At 49.5% G+C, this 18,592-nt stretch carries 13 protein-coding genes and 1 tRNA gene; 6 read left to right on the forward strand and 8 right to left on the reverse strand.

The annotated features are described in order from the left end of the window. The first annotated feature begins 42 nt into the window (after window positions 1–42). Complete coding sequence (locus ACM9J1_RS05080) at window positions 43–2,883, forward strand: alpha-amylase family glycosyl hydrolase (RefSeq protein ID WP_415580868.1); 2,841 nt, start codon at window positions 43–45, stop codon at window positions 2,881–2,883. Between the two features lie 105 nt (window positions 2,884–2,988). Then, window positions 2,989–5,832, forward strand: coding sequence for an AsmA family protein (locus ACM9J1_RS05085; protein WP_415580869.1), 2,844 nt, complete (start codon window positions 2,989–2,991; stop codon window positions 5,830–5,832). On the opposite strand, the gene ACM9J1_RS05090 is transcribed toward ACM9J1_RS05085, so the two are convergent. From ACM9J1_RS05090 to ACM9J1_RS05125, 8 genes are all read right to left on the reverse strand, one after another. Continuing rightward, window positions 5,824–7,383, reverse strand: coding sequence for an AsmA family protein (locus ACM9J1_RS05090; RefSeq protein WP_415580870.1), 1,560 nt, complete (start codon window positions 7,381–7,383; stop codon window positions 5,824–5,826). The genes ACM9J1_RS05085 and ACM9J1_RS05090 overlap by 9 nt on opposite strands. Window positions 7,384–7,516: 133 nt before the next feature. Continuing rightward, the gene (locus tag ACM9J1_RS05095) at window positions 7,517–8,587 is read right to left on the reverse strand and encodes an Omp28-related outer membrane protein (RefSeq protein ID WP_415580871.1); all 1,071 of its coding nucleotides are present in this window, start codon (window positions 8,585–8,587) and stop codon (window positions 7,517–7,519) included. A 3-nt stretch (window positions 8,588–8,590) separates the two neighbouring features. After that, a complete protein-coding gene (locus ACM9J1_RS05100; RefSeq protein WP_415580872.1) occupies window positions 8,591–9,313 on the reverse strand; it encodes a T9SS type A sorting domain-containing protein in 723 nt (240 codons plus the stop codon). Window positions 9,314–9,374: 61 nt separating this feature from the next. After that, entirely contained in the window at window positions 9,375–10,817 is a 1,443-nt protein-coding gene (locus tag ACM9J1_RS05105) for a T9SS type A sorting domain-containing protein (protein WP_415580873.1), read from the reverse strand. 118 nt (window positions 10,818–10,935) lie between these two features. Continuing rightward, window positions 10,936–12,627 (reverse strand): DUF6029 family protein, encoded by a 1,692-nt coding sequence (locus ACM9J1_RS05110; protein WP_415580874.1) that lies wholly within the window; start codon window positions 12,625–12,627, stop codon window positions 10,936–10,938. A gap of 2 nt (window positions 12,628–12,629) precedes the next feature. Next, on the reverse strand, window positions 12,630–13,106 hold the full coding sequence (locus tag ACM9J1_RS05115; RefSeq protein WP_415580875.1) for a TlpA family protein disulfide reductase: 477 nt from the start codon (window positions 13,104–13,106) through the stop codon (window positions 12,630–12,632). A 119-nt stretch (window positions 13,107–13,225) separates the two neighbouring features. Further along, window positions 13,226–14,278, reverse strand: coding sequence for an NAD(P)-dependent alcohol dehydrogenase (locus ACM9J1_RS05120; protein ID WP_415580876.1), 1,053 nt, complete (start codon window positions 14,276–14,278; stop codon window positions 13,226–13,228). A 332-nt stretch (window positions 14,279–14,610) separates the two neighbouring features. Then, a tRNA-Phe gene (locus tag ACM9J1_RS05125) sits at window positions 14,611–14,683 on the reverse strand. 96 nt (window positions 14,684–14,779) lie between these two features. On the opposite strand from ACM9J1_RS05125, the gene ACM9J1_RS05130 reads away from it, so the two are divergent. The 4 genes from ACM9J1_RS05130 to lptC are packed head-to-tail and all read left to right on the forward strand — an operon-like array spanning window position 14,780 to window position 18,592. After that, complete coding sequence (locus ACM9J1_RS05130) at window positions 14,780–15,502, forward strand: type III pantothenate kinase (RefSeq protein WP_415580878.1); 723 nt, start codon at window positions 14,780–14,782, stop codon at window positions 15,500–15,502. Continuing rightward, window positions 15,499–16,782 (forward strand): hypothetical protein, encoded by a 1,284-nt coding sequence (locus tag ACM9J1_RS05135; RefSeq protein ID WP_415580879.1) that lies wholly within the window; start codon window positions 15,499–15,501, stop codon window positions 16,780–16,782. Before ACM9J1_RS05130 ends, ACM9J1_RS05135 begins: the two co-directional genes overlap by 4 nt. 11 nt (window positions 16,783–16,793) lie before the next feature. Continuing rightward, window positions 16,794–18,050 carry a tetratricopeptide repeat protein gene (locus tag ACM9J1_RS05140; RefSeq protein WP_415580880.1) on the forward strand — a complete coding sequence of 419 codons (1,257 nt, stop codon included), beginning with the start codon at window positions 16,794–16,796 and terminating at the stop codon, window positions 18,048–18,050. Further along, window positions 18,047–18,592, forward strand: a complete 546-nt coding sequence (gene lptC, locus ACM9J1_RS05145) for an LPS export ABC transporter periplasmic protein LptC (protein WP_415580881.1) — start codon at window positions 18,047–18,049, stop codon at window positions 18,590–18,592. The genes ACM9J1_RS05140 and lptC overlap by 4 nt, the downstream gene beginning before the upstream one ends.

Below are 18,592 nucleotides of genomic sequence, written 5' to 3' on the forward strand. Positions count from 1 at the left end.
AGGGCTTCTTTAGGGAAGCCCTTTTTTTCCCATAATTAAACTATGAAAAAGCTACTATTATTAATCACCGCAATGGTTTCCATGCAAGCGATTTCGCAAGCGTCATGGCAAGGCGGTACCAACCCTGAGGCCAATCAGACGGCGACGATTCTTTTTGATAAGAGTACGACGCCACTGGCCAGCTACAGCGGGACAATTTACGCCCACACAGGCGTTACCCTCAACGGAAACAACTGGCAGAACGTCATTGGAAGTTGGGGCAACAATACCACACAGCCTGCACTGACATTGGTGTCGGGCAACATTTACAAGCTTGATATTACGCCAAGCATTTTACAATTTTACGGGGTATCGAGTGGTGCCGTTACCAAAATATGCATCGTATTCCGCAATGCAGCCGGTAACGCACAGTCGTCAGACATTTTTCTCAATGTCGGCGCATTCCAGTCCACGTTGGTTACACCGAACGAGAATACAACCACTATCCTGAATTCGGGTCAAAACCTTTCGATTTCAGCCAATAATACCAATGGTTCGGCCACGTACAACTTGTTCGCCAACGGCGTGAACATCAACACCCAGACCGCGGCGTCCTACAGTTTTACCGATACCAACATCACCACCAACAAGAACTACGAATTGCAAGTGGTTCAGGGCGCAACGTCTTTCACCAAGAAATTTGCGGTAATGATCAATCCGGGAACGGTAACCCAGACTTTACCTTCAGGTGTAGACGACGGCATTAATTACAACCCGTCAGATGCCACACGCGCCACATTGGTGCTGAGTGCGCCGGGCAAGGATTTCGTTTATGTAGCCGGAAGTTTCAACAACTGGCAACCCGATGCAAGCTACGCGATGCGCAAAGACGGCAGCACCGGAAAATTCTGGCTGGAGCTCACAGGGCTTACGCCGGGGCAAAATTACACCTATCAATATTGGGTCGTCGATACCACGCCAATCGCGAATTCGCCTGCGCTCGTGAAAACGGCAGATCCATATTCTACATTGGTGCTATCGCCGTTCGATGATCCGTACATTCCTGCGGCCAGCTATCCGAATTTGTCGGCGTATCCGGAAGGACAAGAGCGCGAAGTCACCGTGTTGCAAACCGGACAAACACCTTACAACTGGCAAGTCACCAATTTCAACAAACCGAAGAAAGAAGACTTGGTCGTGTACGAGGTGCTCATCCGCGATTTTGACGCCAACCGCAATTTTCAGGACTTGATCAACCGGATCGATTACTTTAAGAACCTTAAAGTGAATGCCATCCAACTTATGCCGGTTATGGAGTTCGAAGGCAACGAAAGCTGGGGTTACAACACGGCGTTCCATATGGCGCTCGACAAATATTACGGAACGTCCAACAAAATGAAGGAATTCGTTGACCTGTGCCACCAAAATGGCATTGCAGTGATTCTCGACGTAGCACTCAACCACGCTTTCGGACGCAACCCGATGGTACGCATGTGGATGAAAGACACCAACGGCGACGGTTGGGACAATGGCCCGGCGTCTGACAGCCCGTATTTCAATGAAACTGCAACGCACAGCTACAGCGTGGGCAGCGATTTCAACCATGCTCAGCCGCTGACCAGGGCGTATGTGAAACGCGTTGTCAAGCATTGGATTGAGGAATTTAAGATAGACGGTTTCCGTTGGGATTTGACCAAAGGATTCACGCAAAATTGTACCGGTAGCGATGCCTGTACGAATTCATACCAGCAAGATCGCGTTGATGTCCTGAAGGAATATGCCGATTATTCTTGGAGTCTTGACCCGACGCATTATGTGATCTTTGAACACCTCGGTGCCGACAACGAAGAACAACAATGGGCCAACTACCGCATTGGTGAAACGCCTTCAAAAGGGGTGATGATGTGGAGCGAAATGACGTACGCCTATGGCCAACTCATCATGGGCTTCACGGGCGGAAACATTTCACGCATCGGGCACACGGCACACGGGTTTACCGCAAAACGTGTCATGGGCTATCCGGAAAGCCATGACAAAGAGCGACTGATGTACAGCGCCATGACTTATGGCAACGGTGCCGGGACATCGCCTTTGGGCAACCTGAACAACGCGCTGGCCAGGATGCCGGCCATCCAGGCTACTTCATTGCTCGTCCCGGGTCCGAAAATGCTTTGGCACTTTGCCGATCTGGGCATGCAACTCTCGATTTACACCTGCGAAAACGGCACTGTAAACGATGAATCGGGCACGTTGGCCGGCGACTGTAAACTCGCTACCAAGCCACAGCCGCAATGGACACAAAACTGGTTGGGCGTGCCGCAACGCGCGCAAATCTATAACGACATGGCCAAGATGATTGCCCTGAAGGTAAATGAACCGGTTTTTGAAGGCAACTACGCCATCAGCACAGATGGCAACGACGTCAAGCAACGTATTTATGTGTGGGACGACGCGCTTCCGGCCAACACGCTGAAAAACGTCGTGGTGATCTCGAACTTCTCCGTGGGCACACAGTCGGTGAATCCGAGTTTCCCGTATACGGGAACTTGGTACAACCTCATGGACAACACCTCCATCAACGTGACCAATACGCAATCTACGATTTCATTGGCGCCGGGCACGTACCGTATCTACGGAAACGCACTGCCTTCGCTGAGCAACGACCAGTTTGACGTCATGGAAAATGTGAACTTGTCGCCAAACCCGTCCAACGGATTCTTTACCGTGAACATCACGACAGCAGAAGTGGCGGTTTATTCCATCACGGGGCAAATGGTAAAGCGTTTCCAAGGCCAGATCGATGGCGGACAATACAATGTGTCCGACCTCAAAAGCGGCCTTTACTTGGTCAAGATCACCGACGAAAACCGTCGCGAAAAGACCTTGAAACTCATCAAAGAATAATTTCGGGTTAGTTATAGTTGAGTAGGAAAGCCTTTCTGAAGAGAAGGGCTTTTCTTTTTGTAGGAAAAACATTGTTGTATTGGGTGTAAATGCTAATTTTGCGGCATGAAGAAAACCATCAAAGCGAAGATTTTCAAGGTGTTGAAGATTACCGGGATTACATTTGCCGTATTGCTACTGCTGATGTTCCTGCTCCCGATTTTATTCCCTGGGAAAATCGCCGAAGAAGTCAAGGCATTCGCCAACCGCAAACTCAATGGCGAACTCAATTTCACCGAAGCCAAACTGTCTTTCTTCAACCATTTCCCTTCGCTGACCTTGACCCTCGAAGATTTTTCGTTGAAAGGTTCTGCGCCGTACCAGAAGGAAACGTTGGTCTCGGCCAAGGAAGTCGCCTTCGGCATCAACCTGAAAAGTCTCGTGTTTGACAGCGCGGTAAAAATCGATGAGATTTATGTGTCCGACGCCTTGGTGAACGTCAAAGTCAATCAAAAAGGCGAGGCCAATTACAACGTTTACATTTCCGACGCCGAAGAAACCACCGAGGACGAAGCAGGTACCGCGCTCAAGCTGGACCGCATCGCGATAGAAGATTGTCATTTGGTGTACGACGACAAATCGGTCGGCGTGTTTCTCGATGCGAAAGGCTTCAATTACTTGGGTAAAGGCGACCTGGACCAAGCCATTTTCGATCTAAAAACCGAGGCCGACATCGAGTCGCTTGACTTCGCTTTCGAGGGCGAACCGTATCTCAAGAACAAGAAAGTCCACGCCAAACTCATCACGCAGATCAACACAAATTCACTTGCGTTCGTCTTCCAGAAAAACGATTTGAAGATCAACAAGCTTCCGGTGAATTTCATCGGAAAGTTTGACTTTTTGAAGAACGGCTACGACATGGATTTTGCGATCAAGTCTGAAGAATCCAAACTCAACGATTTCTTTACCGCGTTGCCGCCGGCTTATGTCACGTGGCTTGACAAGACCAAAGTGAAGGGCGAAACCTCGTTGTCGCTCACGTTGAAAGGCCAATACATCGCCTCTGAGAACAAGGCGCCGAACCTGGCGTTCAACATGAAAATCCGCGATGGCGAAATCGAATACAAAGGCGCGCCGTTTCCGGTGACCGACATTTTCCTGAATTTCGACACACAGGTTCCTGGCCTGAACCCTGACAATCTGAAAGTCAATCTAGATTCGCTGTATTTCAACGTCGGCAAAGATTATCTGAAAGCCATCGTCAAATCCACCGGGCTCAAGAAACCCATCGTGGAAGCGAAGATTAAGGCATCGATGGATCTCAAGAAAATGGACCAGGCTTTCGGCATCGGGAATGCAGATTTGAGCGGTATCTTGAACATGGACATCGTCTCCAAAGGCGTGTACGATAAAGACAAAAATATCTTCCCGGTCACCAAGGGCAACGTCAGCCTCAAGAACGGTTACGTCAAGACAATATATTACCCGAACCCGATCCAAAACATCAATGTGGCGGCGCAGCTTACCAATGGTAACGGTGCGTTCAGCGACACGAAGTTTTCCATCACGCCCGCGTCGTTTGTCTTTGAGGGCAAGCCCTTTTCGCTCAACGCCAGTTTCATGAATTTCGAGGATGTGGCCTACGACATTAAGGCGAAAGGCGAAATCGATGTGGCCAAAGTCTATAAAGTGTTCTCGCAGAAAGGGCTCGATTTGAACGGCTACATCAAGGCCGATGTGGCGTTCAAGGGCAAACAGTCCGACGCCACGAATGGCAACTACAACAAATTGCAGAACAGCGGTACCTTGCAATTGCGTGACATCGGCATGCGGTCCGAATACTTTCCGCAGCAATTCATCATCCGCGAAGGCTTGTTTAAGTTCCATCAAGATAAGATGGATTTCTCGAATTTCATTGCCAACTACGGCCAGTCAGATTTTACGATGAACGGCCAGATGGCCAATGTCATCAACTTTGCGCTGTCCGACCGCGAAGTCCTGAAGGGCAAGTTCAGTTTTGATTCGAGGTTCATCAACGCAGACGAATTCATGTCGGGCCTATCAGAACCGGCAGCCGCAAACGACTCCATCGCCAAGCCAAAAACAGATGCGCCGGCCACAGGTGTGATTGTCGTGCCATCCAACCTTGACTTAAACCTGACGGCCAATGCGGGGAAAATCGCTTTCAACGGATTGAACCTTGAGAATGCGAAAGGCAATCTGGTGATTAATGGCGGGAAACTGCAACTCAACAATACCGGCTTTGACCTGATTGGTTGCAACGTCAACATGGACGCGGCGTATGGTAGCGAAACCCCGACGCGGGCGTTTTTTGATTTCAAGGTGAACGCGAAGGATTTCGACATCAAGCGCGCCTACAATGAAATCCCGATGTTCCGTGAAATGGCCTCGGCGGCAGAAAGCGCGGAAGGCATCGTGTCACTCGATTATCAGGTCGGCGGAAAACTCGACGGCAGCATGGCCCCAATTTATCCTTCGCTCGAAGGCGGCGGTGTGTTGTCGGTGAAAAAGGTGAAGATGAAAGGCTTTAAGATGATGAATGTCGTGAGCCGCGAAACCGGAAAGGAATCGGTGCGCGACCCGGATGTTTCCAAGGTTGACATCAAGACCAAGATCAAGAACAACATCATGACCATTGAGCGGTTCAAATTCAAAGTGGCCGGTTTTCGCCCGCGTATTGAAGGCACGACCAGTCTAGATGGGCAACTCAACCTTAAAATGCGATTGGGCTTGCCGCCACTCGGCATCATCGGCATTCCGCTCACCATTACCGGTACCAAAGATGACCCGAAAGTAAAACTGGGCCGCAAGACCGAAGATTTGGAAGAAACCATTTACGACCCGAACGCGCCTGCGCCTCAGGTCAAAACCACAACGCCGGAAGTAGCACCGCAAGAGCTGGCTCCGGCCACGCCAGAAACCGCGCCTGCTGGAACACCATCACAATAAGACTTTTTTCAGGCCTTCTTCCATGCTTTTCCAGAGCAGGTTGAAAAACGACCGGTCCTGCGCGCGCGGCACCGAGACTTTGGCCGTGGTCACTTTGTCTTTCGTATCGTCTTTTACGAACAAGTTTGCAATCGCCGACACAATCTTGTTCTTTTTCTTTGGCTGCTTCTTTTTGTAGATGGACACTTTCAAGTCATCATAATTGATAGCGAAATCACCTTTCGAGCCGTTGTCGTTTCCGCTGAAATTAAAATAGACTTCATCGAGGCTTCCCTTGAATGTAGCGTTGAGGTACGGCTTGGTGAACGGGGAAATCCTTTCCGCCGGGAAATCGAAGAACCGTCCGCGGATGTTGAAACTATCGGCCTTGTCGAGCACGTTGAACGTCCAATCGACTTCGAGTAAGGAGGTTTCCATAAAGCGACAATCAATCTTGATGTTGACATCTTCCATTTTGGTCTGGCGAAAGCCGCTTTGCAAACCGGTCACGCGCATATTGAATTGACTGAACGTGAGTGCGCCCGGTCCTCGGCCCGCGTCGAGTTCTTCTTCATAGACAATTTTCGATCGGCGCAGCAATACCGTATCGATCTTGAGCGCGAACGGTACGTTGCGGAGCATTTCGCTGTACAGTTTTTTCTTCTTTGGGTCGTCTTTCGGAATCTTGCTCCGGAAGATATCGGCGTTGACGTCGTCCAACACGAGCGACTGGGCATGGAAAGCAAAATCGTTCCCATTGAACCGCCAATCCATGTTATTGAGGTTGATGTTCGCGGCGGCTATCGCATAGATGTCGCGTTCCTGCTTTAGACGGTTGACGAATTCGCGCCGTGGAAATTCGGGGATCATCTTGAAATCCTTCACCGACAGACCGCTTTCCGTAGTCGCTATTTTTCGCGTGACCATGTGGTAGAAACTGTTGCTTTGATAAAACAGGCTGTCACAATCTACCGCGTAGGTCCGGAACGTGAACGGGATTTTCTGCGATAGTGTTTCCTCGGTTACGGCGATGCCTTCGAGTTTGATATTTATGTTCGCCACGGCCAAGATCCGGCGGTTGTCCAACCCGATAATCTGGATGCTGCCGTGGTTGAGGAACACGTCACTCACCGTAATGATTTTGCTGAAGGGTTTTACGACTTCAGAGGAAATACTTTTGGCGTTGTCCAGCGCACGGTCATTCTTTTTAAAGAGCGTGACTTCCGGTTTTTCGACGATAAGATTTCGGGCTTTGATACGGTCGCCGAACAAGATAGACCACATCCCGAAACCGTTGATTTCGAGCCGACCGATGTTGGCGTACAAACCTGCTTTGGTTTTGGTGCTGTGGAGCGATGCCTTCGGGACAACGACAACCTCCGTTGCGGTCAAGTTCCGGCCCAGCAGGGAAATGTCGAGGTCTTTATAGGTAATTTGATAGGGCGTGTCGTTTTCGCGGTTGATGATCCGGGGCAGCTTGGCGGCAATCCACCAGTTCAACGCGAAGTCGACAACGAAGGCCAATGCGAGGCATGACAATACGACAATCGCGATTCTTTTAATCCATTTCATGAGCAACGGTTTCTATTAAATTTACCCATTTATGAACCGACGCCCGAGCACGTTAAGATTAATTTAGCGCTTCCCCGGAAACAAAAAACGCCCTAACCGAAGGCTAAGGCGTTGTTTTATGAGTATTGTTTTGTTACAATTCTTCGAAATCCTGATTGTCTCCGGGCGCTGCTTTCCTCACGTTGATCGCCGCGTTGTTGGCATCGAGCATGAACGCCACGAACTCTACATTGGCCGCATTCGCGACATTCGCCGGAAGTGGTACATTGAACGAGCGGGAATAGGTTTCTCCTACTTCCACTTCGCTGTCGCTCACGGCATCGCCCAACAGTGACGTCAGGCAGCCGCGCAGCACGTGGTTGTGTTCGTAATTCGGGATTGGGTTCTGCGCGCCGTAATACGTAGTATAGTTGTATTGGTCGTGGATCAGTCCGTTTTCGAGCACATAAACCACCAGTTTCGTTCCAGTGAAATCTTTGGCGCATTTGGCTTTTACCGTGAGGGAAATTTGCCCGCCGGAAATGCTGGCTTGCATGGCCAACCCCATTTTCGGGTTGTCGCCTTGGGTAAAACCGATGGCTTGGTTGACGTTGTTCGGTTCAGGATAACTCCACTGCGTCGTGCGGTTGAGCATGCCTTTCGGATAACCAGGAACATTGATTTGGTTTTCGAGAACGGTCGTATCAAAATTATACGGATCGTATGTAGCATTCTCCGGGCTTGAACTTGCACGGTGGATGGCAACCGGCACGTAGGCGTCGGTCAGGTTGTGCACCAATTCAATGGCACGCGCCACCCGCGGGCAATAGCCACACCAAGTGCCCGTGTAATCTTCAATCAGCAAACGCTTCACGAAGTTGATTTCTGAACCGTCATGGAAGTTCACCGTAACCGGATCAGAAGTCACCGTGAAATATTTCGCAGTGATGGTATGCGAACCTATTTGATTGTTGGTATACGTGTTTCCATCGATGGCCTCGCCGTCCACAAAAATCTGTGAATCTTGCGTCAGGTCGTCGCCATTATTGCTGGTCACCGAAAAAGTGATGGTTTCCCCGATAAGTTTCGTGGAACCGTCGGCGGTCAGGATGATGTTCTCGGTAGAACGCTGTATGTCGTAGTCTTGATGACACGATACCATGAACAGGGCAATCACCGCGAGAATTCCTACCTTGATGTTAGCGATACGCGAAAGAACCAACATGGATTACTGTTTTACGATTTTTACCTGCGCCGATTGGTTTTGGCCGTTCGTGAAACGCGCCACGTAAACGCCCGAAGGCATGCTGGCGAATTCAATGGTTTGTGTGGCCGCTTGTAAATGACGGCTCACGACTGTTTTTCCTGAAAGATCCATGATGTCAAGCCTGCCGTTTTCGGTAGTCTCAACTTGGATATCTTGTGAAATCTGGGTGTTGATTTTCGCCATCCCGACGGCGGCCATCGACAAATCTGAAGTGCCGAGGTTCGGGCCGTAGCGGTACGTAAAGGTCAAAAGGTCGCCCATATAAGCGCCAGCGTCATTCACTTGGACGAATGTAAAGCGATACGTCATCGGATAATTTACGCCGTCGCCAGAATTGGAATTCCAGAAGTGGTCGCCCGCCATGGTAGATTGTCCCGGCTCAAGCGTTACCGCAAAATTCGTTGGGTAAATCATGCCTTGGTTAATGGCAAAAAAACACAATCCGCCGAAGCATAACTGTAAGTTCGTGCCGTCCGAAAACTGCACTTGGTCCACGCGGATCTTGATGTTGATTGGGTCATCTTCAGAATTGTTCGTCACAATAAACGGCAACTCAGAGGCAATAGTCAAGGTGTTGTATTCGAATACTTGATTGTTGGTGATTTCACCGCCGTTGGTTGTAACGGTAATTTGCGCCTGTGCGAAGCCAAAAGCAAGGCAAGCCGCGAGCATCATCTTTTTCATTGGGTGCATTTTAGGGTTATAAAGACGGCTGCCGGTTTCCCGACAGCCATTTAATTTTTATTTATTGGAGCATCAATTTTACGACTTGTTCACCTGAAGCCGTGTTGACTTTTGCGAAGTACATCCCGCGTTGCAATCCGGTTAAGTTGATGACACCGTTATCTTCAATAGCTTCCGCAGCGAACACTTTTTTACCGGTCAAATCGAAAACCGCTACCGATGCCGTTTCTGTGGTACGCACGTTAAACAAACCTGTTGACGGGTTTGGCGAGATGCTGAAAACAGCTCTTTCTTGGTCGTCGACTCCCAGAGCGAAAGTTCTCATCACAGCTGCACTCGTCAAAGACGTGGTGAAATCGCCACCTACGGTGAATATCATATTGCCGTCGCTGTAAATATCGACACCGTGTGGCGTTGAACCCAAAGTCCAGCCATCGCCGTAAGAATCTTTCATCACGAGCGAATAGCAGTCGTTGGTGTCAACGGTAATGCTTTCGATGATCGTGGTGTTGGCATCAGGTCCGCCGGCGCCATCGGCCGCTGGGCCTTCTTGGTATGGTCCGCCGCTGGCAACTACTACGTTGGCGCCGTTGCGAACTTCCCAAGACATTTCTCCAGGATAGTTATCGGTATTGATATGCAGGTCAACAGACGTGCTTGATTCTGAAGCGATTAAGATTGGAACATCTTTCACTGCCAAGTCGGCATCGTAAGGAGTTGCACCGTTTACTGTGGTGATTTCCGCAGTGTAAACAGCAGTGGGATCGATGTTAATGGCCGAAAAACTTTGTGTGCTGGTACCGAACACGGCCACGTTGCCTGAGAAATTCTTGGTCGCGACCACTTGGCCATTTTCTTTCAATAGCAACGTTCCGCTGGTGATGTTAGCGCTTCCGAAATTGCGTACTTTGGCTTTGACGACGTTGCTGGTTACAGTGCAGAAACGCTGCTCAGCCGCATCGGCTTTCACCAGGTTTTGGACACCTGTCAACGGCCCGCAGTTGCTGTTGATCCCGGTCCTGATGGTCGAGGCGCTAGCCGCACCGATTTCAGTGACGATACCGTCAGGGCAGATCCGATAAACGGTTGGGAAATAAGAAATCTCGTAAAGGTTTGCGATGGTGGCGCTGTTGATGATTGGGTAATTTGACCCTTCCACCCAGTTGCCACGGGTGTTGGTGCCTGTTCCGTAAAGGTCAGCCAACGTTGTAGCGCCGTCGCCTTCCACAAAAAGCACCACGACTTCGTCAGATCCTTCAGGGCCATAGGCGGTAGCCACGTCGTCGAGGTAATGTGAATTGTGGTAGTTCCAGCATGGGCCGCACCAAGTCGCCGAAATGTCGATGATAACCGTTTTACCAGCGGCAAGGTATTCAGACAGCGTATGTGTCTGGCCGTTGATGTCTGTGGCTGTAAAGTCAGGTGCGACACTTCCGTTAGGGAGTTGTGCGAAGGCCGCAGCACCTGAAAAAAGCAAAACAAGCGAGAGTAAAGTTTTTTTCATTGTCTTAGTTTAAAGGGTTGTAAAGTGTTGGTTGTTAATATGAAAGTGGCGAAAATAGGAAATAGTTTCAACTTAATAAAAAGTTAACGCAACTTATTTTCAGATAGGTGTAAAATTTCTAAAATGCCGTACTCACCGACAGGCTAATGCCAGTACTTTCTGGTACGAAACGACACACGCCGCCCACGCAAACCAAGCCGCCGCGCTGACGCCCATAGTTCAGTGCAATTCTGGTTGCGCCGGTCCTGAACGTACCGCCCAGATTGTAATAATGTGTTTGTTTTGACTCGACCTTGTTGCCATAATTGTACATATCCCAAACGTACGCAGACCACCGGTCGTTGAAATTAAATTCGACCGTGGCGCTGGCCCAGTTTCGCATGTCGGCGTCGGCCCACATGTGCTCACCTTCCACGCGGATGGCGCGCGAAGCCGAGAAATTGTAAGTCGCTTCGGCGTCGATGATGTGTGTTCGTACTTTGTCGCCGCCTTCCAGCCATTCTTTGTTGTAATACTGCGTAATGTAGTAAAACGTGGAATGCCATTTTTCGGCCAGCTGTTTCTTGATTTCGATGTTGTAGTCGGTAAAATAGGTTTCGCCTACGCCAAAGAAATTGGCTTTGTAATCTGCCGGAACATAACGATAGTCGCCCGGCAAATTGTACCAGGATGAAAGATTCACGGCTACGTCTGTACCATATTTTCCACCGATAGGCGTGCCTTTCGCGAAATTGTAATAGAAATCAATTTGGCCGCCGGTTTCGCCTGCTTTCATCCTTGTTGGGTCGATGTAGTCCACGCGGGCTTGCGCCTGGAATACGTAGATATTGGCCAAAGTCCCGTGATGTTGCTTGGTGAGCGCAGGAATATATCCGATGACTTTGTCATTGAAGTTCAAGCTCGTCGATACGCCATCGCCGGCCGGAGTCGGTTCGCGCTCAGAAAGGAACAGCATGTTTTCGATACGGCGTAAACTCGCGTCCACGCCCAATCCGTTGCCGGAATATCCAAAATTCAACAGGAGTGCGTTGCCCGGTTTCGCATAGTCTGCGCTCACGTGGTTTTGCTGGTCCAGAACGCCGTCCTTGGATTTGTAGTCAAACTCTGCCGACGCATAAAACGATTTGAAGGAATAATTGATGCGCCCAGAATAGGCGCTGGTCAGTTCGTCATAGACCGGATCGGGCAAATCCAGTTTCTCGTTCCGCGCCACGAAACTGCCGCCGATAGACAGGTCTGCATCGGCAAGACCAAGTGCTTTCTTGAGCGACACTTCTGCGTTGAAACCTGCGATGTCTCCGCGAGCGACGTTGAAACCGCTGCGTTGGCGGCCGTAAAGTGCGGTGAATTTCAACGCGTCGGACGGCGTCCAGATGATGCGTCCGCCACGAAGCGCCGTGTTGATGCCCAGCGCGCGGTCTTCCCAAGCGCGCAGGATGATGCCGCTGCCAAACTGCTCATAGAAATAGCCCGCGGTCAGTTGGACTTTGTCGTTTTTGTAATCGAGGAACCAAGTGCCCACGTCAACGCCGTCGAAACCAGGATTGTAGTTCAGCAAGGCTTGTTGTTCGTAGGCTTCCACTTGAATACCCGCCGTAAATTGTTTGTAGTTGTAGTTGACCAGCAAATAGCTGTTGGACCGCAGCGGATCTTCCGGATGTGCGATGTTGCGCTCGCTGTCGTTGAGATACCATTGGGCGTTGGTTTCAAACCCGCCGAATACTTTTCCGTAGTCTTTTTTTGGTTCTTGTTCTTGTGCCGTCGCCCCGAGCGCAGCAAAAAAGCCAATCGCGGCCAGATAATATTTCATGGCTAGAGCGATTTAAGCGTGTTGTACAATTCTGTTTCGCCGCCTTGGTTGTAGCCATTGTGAACATGGACGACGGCGCCATTTTTCACAATAATCGTATACGGCACGTTAGCGATCGACAGTGCGCGCTTGAGGTTTTGATTGGAATCCAGCAGCACGGTGTAAGGCCACTTTTTGCCATTGAGTAAAGGCTTGACACGTTTTTCGGTACGCGAATCATCGATAGAAACCGCTACGACTTCCATATTGAGTTCCTTAGACCAATCGGCATAATGTTCATTGATGGCTTCGAGTTCCTTGATGCACGGCGTACACCAGGTGGCCCAGAAGGCGAAGACGTAGATTTTGTCTTTCTCGGCAAAGTCAGTCTTGACGTTTACAGTTTTGTTTTCGGTGGTTTTCAGCGATACCGATGGCATCTCTTTTTGCCCATAAGCGAGACCGCCCACGAGCAACAGCAGAAGTAAGGTTTTTTTCATGAATAGTAGTTTGCGCGACAATATTAGATTTTTTTTTCGACGCAGACAATAACCAACAGCAGCACAATTCCTTAAAAGTGCGAAAAAGGAAGTGTGCCGCAGTAATTATATTGTTTTCATTACGCCTTCAGCGACGTCATGTCAATCACGAAACGATAGCGGACATCACTCTTGAGCATGCGTTCGTAGGCGTCGTTGATGTCGGCCATATTGATCATTTCGATGTCGGCGGTGATGTTGTGCGCGCCACAGAAATCGAGCATTTCCTGCGTTTCCGCGATGCCGCCGATGAGTGAGCCGGTAAAGATGCGCCGTGGCAACACCAGATTAAATGGCGCGACGTCAACTACTTCCGGAAGCCCGACCATGACCATTGCGCCGTCAAGCTTGAGTGCGTTGAGGTATACGTTTACGTCATGCGGCGCGGCCACGGCATCGATGATCAGATCAAACGATTTGTAGATGTTGGCCATGGCTTCTTCATCTTTCGAGATGATGATTTGGTCTGCGCCAAGGCGTTTCGCTTCTTCGGTCTTGGCTGGCGATGTGGTAAAAGCCGTGACAGTCGCGCCCATGGCTTTTGCGATTTTGATGGCCATGTGGCCCAGTCCGCCGATGCCGACGACGCCTACTTTCTTGCCCGGGCCGGCTTTCCATTTTTTTAAGGGCGAATAGGTCGTGATGCCAGCGCAGAGTAATGGTGCGGCCGCGGCGAGGTCTAAATTTTCGGGAATGCGCAGTACAAATGACTCGTCTACGGTGATGTTTTCTGAATAGCCGCCGAAGGTGTGGCCACCCAAATGCTTGTCTGGGCCGTTATAGGAAAATGTCGGGAAGGATTCGCAGAATTGTTCGAGGTCGTTTTTACAGGGTTCGCATTCCCGGCACGAATCGACCATGCAGCCGACACCGACCATCTGGCCTACTTTGAATTTTTTCACATGATTGCCAATGGCCGTGACGCGCCCGATGATTTCATGGCCAGGAACGCACGGGTAAATGGTGTTATGCCATTCGTTTCTGGCCTGGTGTACGTCAGAATGACAAACGCCGCAATACAAAATGTCTATTTCCACATCGTGCGGCGTGGCGCGACGGCGTTGGATGGTCATGTTTTCGAGTGGTTTTTCGGCCGACGGGTTGCCGAAGGCTTTGGTGTTGGTGGTTTCCATGGCGGTGAATTTAAGCGTTAAAGGTAGGGATTGTTTTTGAGTTTTAATATTATGAAATGATGAGGTTTTGCCGTATTGGGGACGAGTTTTTTTTTGGACATTTGAAATAAGGGTGGGAGTGAGAGCGCGTCAAAAAAAACGACTGTTTCGTGCGAAGCACCTGACAAATCTGCGTTAGGGATTGAAGTGAAAATCCTTTTGGGCGAAGTATGAGCCAAAAGATTACAACGGAAAGCCCGGCGCTTGCGCAACGCCCACCCGAGGCGTAGCCGAACTGTTCGAAGCATAGCGAGAAAAAAACAAAAAACCCGATCAAAATTGACCGGGTTTTGTGGTACCTCCAGGAATCGAACCAGGGACACATGGATTTTCAGTCCATTGCTCTACCAACTGAGCTAAGGTACCGTGCTTAGCGGGTGCAAATATAGGCTCATTTTTAATTTATCCAAAACAAATATTAAAAAAAATCTATTTGTAGCTTTGCGGCTCAAAACCGGGTTTATGCTGCTGGCTGTCGATATCGGAAATACACGTTCCAAAGCCGCTGTCTTCAAGGACAGTAGGTCGTTGGAGCGTTTGGTGTTCCCTAAAAATGAGCTGCGGCAAAACCTGCTGGCTATTTTGGCGGCGACCCCGGAAATCACCGATATCATCCTTTCGTCTGTAGGCCATGAATCCATTGATTTTCCGTTGCCGTCCGGCGTGAAGGTTCATGCCATCAGCCATCAATCGCGATTCCCGTTTGAAAATTTATACGAAACACCGCACACTTTGGGCATAGACCGAATGGTTTTGGCTGCGGGCGCCACGTTGCGTTTTCCGGGCGTGAATCGGTTGGTGATCGATGCCGGAACGTGCATTACGTATGATTTTGTGGATGCGCATGATCGTTACCACGGCGGTGCGATTTCGCCGGGCATCCGGTTGCGGTATGAAGCGCTGCACAACTACACGGCCAAATTGCCGTTGTTGCAAGCCGAAATGCCGCAGGGTTTTATAGGGCATTCCACGGCGGGTTCCATCCATGCGGGCGTGGTGTGCGGCGTGCTGAACGAGATCGATGGATTCATTGAACAATACAGCAAAAGCGCGGAAAACTTTATCATAATTTTAACGGGCGGTGATGCTGATTTTTTGGCTAACCGGTTAAAAAATACCATATTTGCCAATCCAAATTTCCTGCTCGAAAGCATGGAAAGAATATTTATACAAAACACGAAATGATCAAAAGACTCATCGTAGCCCTTTCCCTATTTTTTTCATTTGTTTCAGTCGCGCAGGAAAACACCGCATCGCCCTATTCTTTTTACGGTCTTGGTGAGCAAAAATTTAAAGGAACCGCCGAGAACCGTGCCATGGGCGGCATTTCAACAATTCCGGACAGTATTCATGTGAACATTCAGAATCCGGCGTTTTATCCGCACCTGAAATTGACGACGTTGTCCACGGGCGCTACGTATGCCAACTATCGGTTCAAGACAAACGATGACAAGGAAAAGGCACGCCGTACCACGCTGGACTATCTGGCCGTTGGCATCCCGATGGGGAAATTCGGCGCTGGTTTTGGGTTGATGCCTTACACGGCGGTCGGGTACAAAATCAACAACATCATCGCGCCTACAGAGAACAATGGGTTTCCTGATCAGATTTACCGTTACAGCGGTACCGGCGGGCTCAACAAAGCATTTCTCGGATTGGGGTATGAATTCGCAAAGGGCTTTACGATTGGTGCCGAATTCGGGTACTATTTCGGTAAAATCGAAACGATGACAACGCTCACGACTTCCATTAACGAAAACAACCAGCCGACTGAATATGGCACGCGCGAACTAATCGATTCAAAAGCTACCGGCCCGGGCATGAACGTCGGGTTGGCCTATGTATCTAAGATTGGTAAAAAGTTGAGTTTTGCCGCGAGTGCCATGTACACCGCGCAATCTCGCATCAGCCTGAACAATGACGGTCAATTGGCGACCATCAAAATCTTGTCGAATAATCAGACGATTGTTGTGGATGAGCAAGAACTCGGACTCGATGACACCCAGGTGAATTTGCCATCAAAAATTTCATTTGGTGCCTCGTTGGGCCAAGCCAGAAAGTGGTTCGTGGGCGCTGAGGTTACCTTACTTCAGAACAACGACGGCGGGAACCGGGGCAGTATCGTGGACAACGTGGGCTACAAAGACGGCGTGCGTTATGCCATTGGCGGCTACTTCATTCCAAAATATATGTCTTTTTCAGACTATTGGAAAAAAGTAACCTACCGCGCCGGTTTGAAATACGAAGAAACCGGGTTGGTCATCAACAACAAATCCATCAACGATGCCACGATGACTTTGGGTGTCGGGCTTCCATTGGGCGGCACTTTCTCCAACATCAACCTCGGGTTTGAATACGGCAAAAAAGGCACGCGCGATGCCGGGCTTGTCGAAGAAAATTATTTTAACTTTACCCTTGGGCTTTCCTTCAACGACCGTTGGTTCCAGAAGCGGAAGTACGACTAAAACGAATTGCCATGAAAACCACAACGTTTTTCGCTTGCCTCATTGGCTTCTGTTTCACACAGGTTCAGGCCCAGGAAAATGGTTGTGTGTTGCAGGCGAAAAAGGTTGATTCGCTCGTAGTGGCCAATGATTTCAACAAAGCGTTCGATGCCTGGAAGCAGGTAGCGAAATGCCAGGACGAATCGTTGTATCGCAACGGCGAAAAAATCCTTACCTACAAACTTTCCACGAAATTATCGCCCGAAGACAAAACTCGCTACGAAACTGATCTCGTACAGCTTTACGGCGATTACGACCGTTATTTCCCCGGAAATAAGAACAGCAATATCGTCAAGAAAGCGATGTTCCTATATAAAAAGGACAGCAACAATCCGCAAGTTTTTGAATCGCTCGACCGGGCATTTACAAAAGATCGGGAAAATTTTAGCGATGCCGCGGCGATGCAAATCTATTTCGACTTGTTTATTGCTCAGGTCAAGTCTGAAAAAGACCAATCCATGACGGATTTCAAAATCATCCGAACGCGAGACGAAATTTTACAGCGGCTCGGGCAATTGTTGGCCGAAACCGGAAACAAAGACTATAGCTTGGTGTCGGAAAGCATCCGCAGAACCGCCAAGCCAATCGCTACCTGCGAAACCCTCGAAAAATATTACGCCAAGGAAATTGGATTCAAGGCCAACGAAAACACCGCTTGGTTTCAAATGGTGTCCGAGAACTTAGCCGATGATTGCCCGCGGTCAAAACTATATTACGACGTCGCCAGTAAATGGTACGCTTTGGCGCCCGATGCAAAATCGGCGTATCATTTGGCGCAGGCTTCGGTACAACAACGCAAAAGGGCGGAAGCATCCAAATATTACCGTCACGCCGCAGAAGCCGAAACCGATGCCACACAAAAAGCCGAAATTCTTTACACATTGGCCGCCATGGAAATCGGCAATCCCAACGAGTCGGCGGAATTGCTGCGCCAATCGCTAAAGGCCAAACCGGATTTCGGAAAAGGCGCATTGTTGCTCGCCGAAGTTTACGCTTCCACCGACTGCGGCAACAATGCCTTCGAGAAAAAAGCGCGTTATCTGTTGGCTGCACAAACGGCTAGGAGAGCGGGTGCGTTGGATGCATCGCTGAAGAAAGCGTCCGAAAGCCGTGCCGCACAGTATGAAAAACTCGCGCCGTCGGCCAATGAAATCAAGTCGGCCAAAATGAATGGTAAAACGATCACTTTTGGCTGCGGCATCAACGAATCGGTAACTTTGCCGCAATGAGCATGAGTCGTTATCTTTTGATCTTATCGGCCGTATTGGCCGGCGTATTTTACGGATGCGAGGGTAATTTCAAGGAAGTGCAGAAAAGTACATTCGCTGAATTTACGCCCAGCGGCGAAGCCGAGGATTTCAATTTGAAATATACCGATTCAGGCCGGATTACTTCAGTTTTGGTGAGCCCGAAAATGCGCGAATATGCGACGGTAAAATATCCGTTTACGGAATTCCCGAGTGGCATAAACGTTACGTTTTACGATAAAAATGGCCGCCGTACTTTTGTCCGTTCGGATTACGCCATTCAATACAAGCCTACGAGCATCATCGATTTGCAGGGTAAGGTGAAAATCTGGAATGAATCCGGCCAGACGATGGAAACAGAGCAACTTTATTTCGACCAGAAAAATGAGTGGTTCTTCACCGAAAAGAAGTTTAAATTTACCGACCCGAAAGGCGTTTCCTACGGCGAAGGCATTGATTTCAGCCGTGATTTCAAAGTGGTCAATTCACAAAAAATAACCGGCAATATAGACCAAGCCGAATAG

It is taken from the genome of Flavobacterium longum, from assembly GCF_965137575.1.
In the GTDB taxonomy this organism is placed as follows: Bacteria; Bacteroidota; Bacteroidia; order Flavobacteriales; family Flavobacteriaceae; genus Flavobacterium; species Flavobacterium longum.

Coding starts and splice junctions, on each gene's coding strand:
- ACM9J1_RS05110 (WP_415580874.1), bottom strand. CDS start 12,627: ATGAAATATTATCTGGCCGCGATTGGCTTTTTTGCTGCGCTCGGGGCG.
- ACM9J1_RS05135 (WP_415580879.1), top strand. CDS start 15,499: ATGATCAAAAGACTCATCGTAGCCCTTTCCCTATTTTTTTCATTTGTT.
- ACM9J1_RS05140 (WP_415580880.1), top strand. CDS start 16,794: ATGAAAACCACAACGTTTTTCGCTTGCCTCATTGGCTTCTGTTTCACA.
- ACM9J1_RS05085 (WP_415580869.1), top strand. CDS start 2,989: ATGAAGAAAACCATCAAAGCGAAGATTTTCAAGGTGTTGAAGATTACC.
- ACM9J1_RS05080 (WP_415580868.1), top strand. CDS start 43: ATGAAAAAGCTACTATTATTAATCACCGCAATGGTTTCCATGCAAGCG.
- lptC (WP_415580881.1), top strand. CDS start 18,047: ATGAGCATGAGTCGTTATCTTTTGATCTTATCGGCCGTATTGGCCGGC.
- ACM9J1_RS05095 (WP_415580871.1), bottom strand. CDS start 8,587: ATGTTGGTTCTTTCGCGTATCGCTAACATCAAGGTAGGAATTCTCGCG.
- ACM9J1_RS05105 (WP_415580873.1), bottom strand. CDS start 10,817: ATGAAAAAAACTTTACTCTCGCTTGTTTTGCTTTTTTCAGGTGCTGCG.
- ACM9J1_RS05115 (WP_415580875.1), bottom strand. CDS start 13,106: ATGAAAAAAACCTTACTTCTGCTGTTGCTCGTGGGCGGTCTCGCTTAT.
- ACM9J1_RS05100 (WP_415580872.1), bottom strand. CDS start 9,313: ATGAAAAAGATGATGCTCGCGGCTTGCCTTGCTTTTGGCTTCGCACAG.
- ACM9J1_RS05090 (WP_415580870.1), bottom strand. CDS start 7,383: ATGAAATGGATTAAAAGAATCGCGATTGTCGTATTGTCATGCCTCGCA.
- ACM9J1_RS05130 (WP_415580878.1), top strand. CDS start 14,780: ATGCTGCTGGCTGTCGATATCGGAAATACACGTTCCAAAGCCGCTGTC.
- ACM9J1_RS05120 (WP_415580876.1), bottom strand. CDS start 14,278: ATGGAAACCACCAACACCAAAGCCTTCGGCAACCCGTCGGCCGAAAAA.